At 62.3% G+C, this 6,720-nt stretch carries 8 protein-coding genes; 6 read left to right on the top strand and 2 right to left on the bottom strand.

Annotation, left to right across the window (positions count from 1 at the left end; all coding sequences use genetic code 11):
- Both HDE77_RS20340 and HDE77_RS18335 read right to left on the bottom strand, forming a co-directional pair.
- Nucleotides 1–200, bottom strand: a 200-nt coding sequence (locus HDE77_RS20340) for a hypothetical protein (protein WP_221444353.1), incomplete at its 3' end; no start/stop codon positions are given.
- A 300-nt stretch (nucleotides 201–500) separates the two neighbouring features.
- Nucleotides 501–1,310 carry a TatD family hydrolase gene (locus HDE77_RS18335; RefSeq protein WP_184419364.1) on the bottom strand — a complete coding sequence of 270 codons (810 nt, stop codon included), beginning with the start codon at nucleotides 1,308–1,310 and terminating at the stop codon, nucleotides 501–503.
- Nucleotides 1,311–1,488: 178 nt separating this feature from the next.
- On the opposite strand from HDE77_RS18335, the gene HDE77_RS18330 reads away from it, so the two are divergent.
- The 6 genes from HDE77_RS18330 (at nucleotide 1,489) to HDE77_RS18305 (ending at nucleotide 6,719) form a co-directional block, all read left to right on the top strand.
- A complete protein-coding gene (locus HDE77_RS18330; RefSeq protein ID WP_184419360.1) occupies nucleotides 1,489–1,719 on the top strand; it encodes a hypothetical protein in 231 nt (76 codons plus the stop codon).
- A 535-nt stretch (nucleotides 1,720–2,254) separates the two neighbouring features.
- Nucleotides 2,255–3,991 carry a type II secretion system ATPase GspE gene (gene gspE, locus HDE77_RS18325; RefSeq protein ID WP_255482801.1) on the top strand — a complete coding sequence of 579 codons (1,737 nt, stop codon included), beginning with the start codon at nucleotides 2,255–2,257 and terminating at the stop codon, nucleotides 3,989–3,991.
- A 1-nt stretch (nucleotide 3,992) separates the two neighbouring features.
- On the top strand, nucleotides 3,993–5,210 hold the full coding sequence (gspF, locus tag HDE77_RS18320) for a type II secretion system inner membrane protein GspF (protein WP_184419359.1): 1,218 nt from the start codon (nucleotides 3,993–3,995) through the stop codon (nucleotides 5,208–5,210).
- Between the two features lie 57 nt (nucleotides 5,211–5,267).
- Nucleotides 5,268–5,693, top strand: a complete 426-nt coding sequence (gspG, locus tag HDE77_RS18315) for a type II secretion system major pseudopilin GspG (RefSeq protein ID WP_184419358.1) — start codon at nucleotides 5,268–5,270, stop codon at nucleotides 5,691–5,693.
- A gap of 133 nt (nucleotides 5,694–5,826) precedes the next feature.
- The gene (locus HDE77_RS18310; protein ID WP_343206134.1) at nucleotides 5,827–6,270 is read left to right on the top strand and encodes a GspH/FimT family pseudopilin; all 444 of its coding nucleotides are present in this window, start codon (nucleotides 5,827–5,829) and stop codon (nucleotides 6,268–6,270) included.
- Nucleotides 6,267–6,719: a prepilin-type N-terminal cleavage/methylation domain-containing protein gene (locus HDE77_RS18305; protein WP_184419356.1), complete on the top strand. Its 453-nt coding sequence runs from the start codon at nucleotides 6,267–6,269 to the stop codon at nucleotides 6,717–6,719. Before HDE77_RS18310 ends, HDE77_RS18305 begins: the two co-directional genes overlap by 4 nt.
- The last annotated feature ends 1 nt before the right edge of the window (nucleotide 6,720 follow it).

Raw genomic sequence — 6,720 nt, 5'->3', positions numbered from 1 at the left:
CGTGATCCGCTAAACCTGATGGCCTTCCGGGACGCGAAGTCCTTCAAAGAGACAAGGCGCGGATCAGCACATTCCATCAGGGCCAGCAGGCACCACGCCTGCATCAAAGGCCGGATATAAGAATGCAACCGCTTCGGTTCGTCCATCACAGCAAAGCGGCTCTTGCCAAACCGGGAGGCGTCCATATAAGAAGGCCACATCCATGTCGATTCGCCCTTCGGGGGCTATCGACTCCACCTCACCGCCGCACAGGGGCCCCGAGTAGAGCGGCGCGCGTCCTGCGCGCACTGTTTGTAGAGGCTGGATCAAGAGCAGAGCCAGGGCGGGAGCAGATTCAAAGCCAAAGCCCCTCGAACTCCCTGCGCGGCAGATGTGCTCCGCCCCTGCATGCAGCGGAAGGGCACATCCAAACCAGAGCATCGCGACGGAAGTCGCTCCCACAAGAGCGCACAGGAGCCATCGCACACAGAGCCTGCCCCGGACTCTATCCGGGGGCGCTACTACTGCTGCGGGGCATCCCTCGCGGGTAAGCCAAAAAACGCTTCGGCGGTTGCGGTGCTGTTCTCCGCAGTGATTTCCACCGGCTCGCCGCGGTCGCGGGCGATTTCTTCGCAGATGTGCCTGAGGTACATCGGTTCGTTGCGCCGATGCGCCGGTTGCGGTCGCACGGTGCGGGGCAGCAGATACGGGGCATCGGTCTCGATCATCAGGCGGTTTGCGGGGATCCCGCGTACCAACTCCCGCAAATGGGTGCCCCGACGCTCATCGCAGATCCAGCCTGTGATGCCGATATGGCAGTCCAGTGCGAGATAGTCGCGCAATGCATCGCCGCTATCAGTGAAGCAATGCACCACTGCGGCAGGCACTTTGTCGCGGTAGCGTCTCAGCAGCGCAATGAAGTCCTTATGCGCATCGCGCTGGTGCAGAAAAAGCGGCTTGCGTGCATCCACCGCAATCTGCAGCTGGCGCTCGAACACCCGCAGCTGCACGTCTTGCGGCGAATAGTTGCGGTTGTAGTCCAGACCGGTCTCGCCGATCGCACGCACCGAGGGATCAAGCGCAAGCTCACGCAGGTGCCCATCGGTAGCGTCGTCGTAGTCGATCGCGTGATGCGGATGCACTCCGGCGGTCGCAAACAGCGTGTCCGGGTGTGCCCTGGCAAGCGCGAGTGCATGCGTGCTGCCGTCGAGCGAAGCGCCGGTGACCATCATCCGGCTCACGCCTTGGGCGTGGGCGCGCTGCAGCACAGCATCGAGATCATGCCGGAATGATTCGTGCGTGAGATTGGCGCCGATATCGAGCAGTTGCATGAATTGGCCAAGCATCAAAAGGCGACCATTGTCACAGAGGCCTGGGAACAAAGGTGGGCGTTGGGCGCCTTGGCTATACGGCCGCTGAATGGTTGACGGATCGTTCACTTTTCATTGTCGCGTCATGCACTCTCATTCGTTCAGGCTCTGATTTCCATCCCATAAAGGAGAGCGGTTCATGGACAAGGTCTATTTAGTGCGGGTGTTCTACGAGGTATATGGGGGGATGCGGGCTGACAAACCATTGCTGTATCAATCCGAGAGCGTGGCGCGGCAGCGCGGTGAAATGCTCGCCAGGAATCGGGATGGCGTGCTCGTATATGCACAGTCGGCCGACGCAGATCGAGGCGAATATTCGGAGCCGATGATCCTTGCAAAATACGGTCAGGTGCCGGACCTGCACGCGTGAAGGGTCGCTGAAGCGGCCTTGATTCTCTCGGGCATGGCCGCGTAGTGGCGGCGAGTTCGTTGGGCCCAACCGACATCCACCAGTGCACCAAGCGCCGGTATCGGAACTGACATCAAAGCCATCTTGGTCGTGGGTCCGAGACGCGGCGATGTGCGCCTGCCACTTCTTCTGAATGTGCCGCCGCCTCCCGGCCGATAGGGGGCACCTCACACCTGCGACGCCCACCTTTTTTCGCAACAATGAAACCGTCACGCTAGCCGCTCAAGCACAGCCGTCGCGGAACCCGTGATATCGAAAATACTTGCGCGGCGATGGCACGCAAGTCAGAAAGTCGTGATGATTCCCGTGGGATGGATATCCCCTTGTATCGATGCAAGCCTCATAATGAGCGGCGGTTTGGGCACAGGTCGATGAACGGGGTGGTTTCTTGCTGGGGTAAACCTCGCCTGTTGCCGGCCGGATGTGATAACTATGGTATTTGCCGCTACGCCACAGGGCGAAGGCGGGTTTTCGTGCGCAATGAGCGGGGTGGAGCATGTCGGCAGTCATCCAGCAGCCGGCGACGGGTGAGGCGGGTATGAGCGTGGACGACCGCGAAGCGGAAGTCTGCGCCTGGCTGGTCGCGCGCGGTCGTTTGAAGGACAGCGATCTGGGCCGTGCGCGCCGATTGCACGAGGAATCCGCCGAAGGCACGCTGACCACGCTGATGGCCCGGCTCGGGCTGGTTTCCGAGCGTGATCTGGCCGAAGCGTGGGCAGAATTGCTGCAGGTGCCGTTGCTGGCGGCACGGGATGCGCCGGAGCTGCCACCGGCCGATCTCGAGTTGTCGCTGCGCTTCCTCAAGCAGCAGCATGTGGTGCCGGTATACGACGACAAGGACGGACTCGCTCTGATCGTGGCCGATCCGGCCGATCCGTATCCGCTGCAAGCGGTGATGCTGGCCGCTGGCCGGCCAGTCGCGCTGCGGGTCGGATTGCGCTCGGAAATCGACGGTCTGATCGAGCGCTATTACGGCAGCGGCCGCTCCGCGATGGGCACCATCGTGGAGAACCTCGACGGCACCGCCGCGGAGGAAGATGACGTCGAGCATCTGCGCGATCTGGCCTCGGAAGCACCGGTCATCCGGCTGGTCAACCTCATCCTGCAACGTGCGGTCGAGCAGCGTGCCTCGGACGTGCATATCGAACCGTTCGAGAACCACCTGAAAGTGCGCTACCGCATCGATGGCGTGCTGCATGAAGTGGAAGCGCCGCCGTCCAGTTCCACGGCGGCGGTGATTTCGCGCGTGAAGATCATGGCGCGATTGAATATCGCCGAACGCCGGCTGCCTCAGGACGGACGCATCCAGCTTCGCGTGCAGGGCAAGGAGCTGGATCTGCGCGTGTCGACCGTGCCGACCAGCTTCGGCGAGTCGGTGGTGATGCGTATCCTCGATCGCGAGTCGGTGGTGTTCGATTTCCCCTCGCTCGGATTCACCGACAACTTCCAGCAACGGTTTGTCGACGTGCTCGAGCGTCCCCACGGCATCCTGCTGGTGACCGGTCCCACCGGTTCCGGCAAGACCACCACGCTGTACACCGCGCTTTCGCGGATCAATACACCGGGCGTGAAGATCATCACGGTCGAGGATCCGGTCGAATACCAGCTCGAAGGTATCAACCAGATCCAGGTAAAGCCGCAAATCGGGCTCGATTTCGCCGGCGCACTGCGTTCGATCATGCGTCAGGATCCGGACGTGATCATGATCGGCGAAATGCGCGATCTGGAAACCTGCCGCATCGCAATCCAGTCGGCGCTGACCGGTCACCTGGTGTTGTCGACACTGCATACCAACAGCGCCGCCGGCGGTATCACCCGACTGCTCGACATGGGTGTGGAGGATTACCTGCTGGGCTCCACGATCAACGGCATCCTGGCCCAGCGATTGGTGCGCCGGCTCGACCCGGAAACCGCGACGCCGTATGAGGCGTTGCCCGAAGTGATCGAGCAGTTCGAGCTGGAGAAATATACCGACGAGCGGCCGATCCGCCTGTGGAAACCAGGCAGCAGCGCGGCAAACCCCACCGGTTATCGTGGCCGCCGCGCGATCATGGAATTCCTCACCATGAGCGACCCGTTGCGCCGACTGGTGATGCAGCGCGCCGATGCCGGCGAGATCGAACGTCAGGCACGTGCCGAAGGCATGCGCACGATGTACGAGGACGGTATCGCAAAAGCGGTAGCTGGCATCACCACGCTGGAAGAGGTGCTACGCGTGACCCAGGAAGGCTGACGTGGCGCAGTTCCGTTACAAGGCGGTCAGCGACGCCGGCGAAATGCTGCAGGGACAGATGGAGGCCGCCAGTGTCGAGGAGGTCATTGGCCGTCTGCAGGATCAGGGCCACACACCACTGGAAGCTCGAGCGGCGGATGGCGCCGGTGGTGGCAGCGGGTTGGCCGCGTTGTTCAAGCGAGGCCCATTTACCGGCGACCAGCTCGCCCAGTTCACCCATCAGTTGGCGACCCTGCTGGGTGCAGGCCAGCCGCTGGACCGCGCGCTCAGCATCCTGCTCGATCTGCCTGAAAGCGAGCACGCGAAAAAACTGGTGGAACGCGTTCGCGACCGCGTTCGCGGCGGCAACTCGCTGTCTTCGGCGCTTGACGAAGAGCACGGCGTCTTCCCCAAGCTCTATATCAGCCTGGTGCGCGCCGGCGAAACGGGCGGTTCGCTGGAAGAGACGTTGCGCCGGCTGGCCGACTACCTGGAACGCGCGCAACAGATGCGCGGCAACATCGTCAATGCGCTGATCTATCCGGCCTTTCTGATGGTCGGCGTGCTGGGTTCGCTGGTGCTGCTGCTGGCCTACGTGGTGCCGCAATTCGTACCGATCTTCGCCGATATGCAGGTGCCGATCCCCATGATCACTCAGGTGGTGCTGATACTGGGCAATGCACTGCAATCCTGGTGGTGGCTGATTCTGCTGGTGATTGGCGGCGGTATTTTCTTTTGGCGCGCACGGCTGCGTGATCCGTCGGTGCGACTGGCCTGGCATACGCGATTGTTGAGCATGCGGGTGGTTGGGCCGCTGCTGCTGAAAGTGGAGACCGCGCGGATCGCACGCACACTCGGCACGCTGCTGAAAAACGGCGTGCCGCTGCTGAGTTCGCTAACGATTGCCCGTCAGGTCACCAGCAATCTCGCGCTGGATGCGGCGTTGAGCCAGGCCCACGAGAAGGTCAAGGGCGGCTCCGGTCTGAGTCTGGCCTTGGGTCAGTCAAAACTCTTTCCGCGGCTGGCGATGCAGATGGTGCAGGTCGGCGAGGAGGCGGGTCAGCTCGACACCATGCTGCTGAAAGTGGCCGACACTTTTGAACTTGAGTCCAAACGAGCGATCGATCGTCTACTGGCTGCGTTGGTACCGGCACTGACCATCGTGATGACGGTGATGGTGGCGTTCATCATGGCGGCGATTCTGCTGCCGCTGCTCAGCCTTACCAGCAATATCCAATAGCCGCAGGCCGCCCGCTGCGCGCCATCCGACTCCGCTGCCCCTTTTGAGGTAATTCCCATGCATTACAGGCAACCACGACGCATCGGCTCCAACGCCGGTTTCACCCTGTTGGAAATGCTCGCGGTCATCGTGTTGATCGGCATCATCGGTACGGTAGTAGTGACCCAGGTCGGCAAGAATGTAGACAAGGGCAAATACGGTGCCGGCAAGGCGCAGCTGGTGACACTGAGCCAGAAGATCGAGAACTACGCGCTGGACAACGGCTCGCCGCCACAGCAGCTGGAAGACATGGTGACCAAGCCGGCCAACGCGGCGAACTGGCAGGGCCCTTATGCAAAAGAGTCCGATCTGAAAGATCCATGGGGTCATGCGTTCGGCTACCAGTATCCGGGCCAGCACGGCAGCTTCGATCTGATCTTCTACGGTCAGGACGGCAAGCCGGGGGGTGACGGCTACAGCCTGGACGTGGGTAACTGGCAGTAAGCAGGCATCAGCAGCCATCATGTTCGCCGTCCTTCAGCGGGTCGCACCCTGGTCCTCTGCTCAGTCTGCAGCGGCGGATCGCGGCGTGCTGATCTGCGGTGGCCTCTCGCCGCGGGTAGGCGAAGCAAGGCGTGTGCGCGGCTTTACCTTGCTGGAAATGCTGGCGGTGATCCTGCTGATCGGCATCGCGGCCGCGGCCGTATCGATCTCGGTGACGCAGGGTTTGGCCAGTGCACGCATCAACGCGGCGAGCAGTGAGCTGGCTGCTGCGCTGCGGGCCACCCGCGCGCAGGCGATCGTGCGCGGGCAGGATCAGAATTTCGATGTGGACATCCGCGCGAATACCTACCGTGACGTGAGACAACATGACGTGCGCCTGCCTAAAGGTCTGCGTCTGAGCATCACCAGCGCGAAGGAAGATCAACCAAACGATCACACCGCACGCATCCGCTTCTTTCCCGATGGCAGTTCCACCGGAGGCCGCATCACGCTGCAAAGCGGGCGGCGCGAGTGGCACGTCAATGTGTCGTGGCTGACCGGCGAAGTCGCCGTGGTCGGCACGGTGGCTGCGCGATGACCTGGCGCTGCTCACGATCGCGACATGCGCGAAGGCAGCAGGGCTTCAGCCTGCTCGAAGTGATCGCCGCGATCCTGCTGCTGGCGGTCACCTTCACCGCGTTGATGAAGGTCGCTGGCAGTGCGATCAGCCTGACCCAGAACGCAGCCGAACACAGTGAGGCGGCGATGTGGGCACGCGGCAAGCTCGACAGCGCATTTGTGGGTGAGTCAGTAAAGTTGGGCAGCAGCTCGGGCCAGTTCAATGCGAAGTTTCGCTGGCAGCTTGATGTGACACCCTGGGATCAGGTCGGCGCCGCGCCACCGGGTGCGCGGCTGCACCTCTACCAGCTCGATCTGGATGTGATGTGGGGGCCGCCCGGGCATCCGCGTTCGGCGCACTTCCGCACTTTGCGGCTGAGCGGGTTGGACCTCGCCGCTGGCTCAAACCCGTTGCAGCCGGCCCTATGAA

Source organism: Rhodanobacter sp. MP7CTX1 (genome assembly GCF_014205795.1).
In the GTDB taxonomy this organism is placed as follows: Bacteria; Pseudomonadota; Gammaproteobacteria; order Xanthomonadales; family Rhodanobacteraceae; genus Rhodanobacter.
The sequence above is the reverse complement of the archived record's forward strand: the minus strand, read 5'-3'. Positions and strand labels throughout refer to the sequence as shown.

Excerpts from the sequence above, each read along its gene's own strand:
- HDE77_RS18305 (WP_184419356.1), top strand. The coding sequence starts at position 6,267 with ATGACCTGGCGCTGCTCACGATCGCGACATGCGCGAAGGCAGCAGGGC.
- HDE77_RS18335 (WP_184419364.1), bottom strand. The coding sequence starts at position 1,310 with ATGCAACTGCTCGATATCGGCGCCAATCTCACGCACGAATCATTCCGG.
- gspG (WP_184419358.1), top strand. The coding sequence starts at position 5,268 with ATGCATTACAGGCAACCACGACGCATCGGCTCCAACGCCGGTTTCACC.
- gspE (WP_255482801.1), top strand. The coding sequence starts at position 2,255 with ATGTCGGCAGTCATCCAGCAGCCGGCGACGGGTGAGGCGGGTATGAGC.
- HDE77_RS18330 (WP_184419360.1), top strand. The coding sequence starts at position 1,489 with ATGGACAAGGTCTATTTAGTGCGGGTGTTCTACGAGGTATATGGGGGG.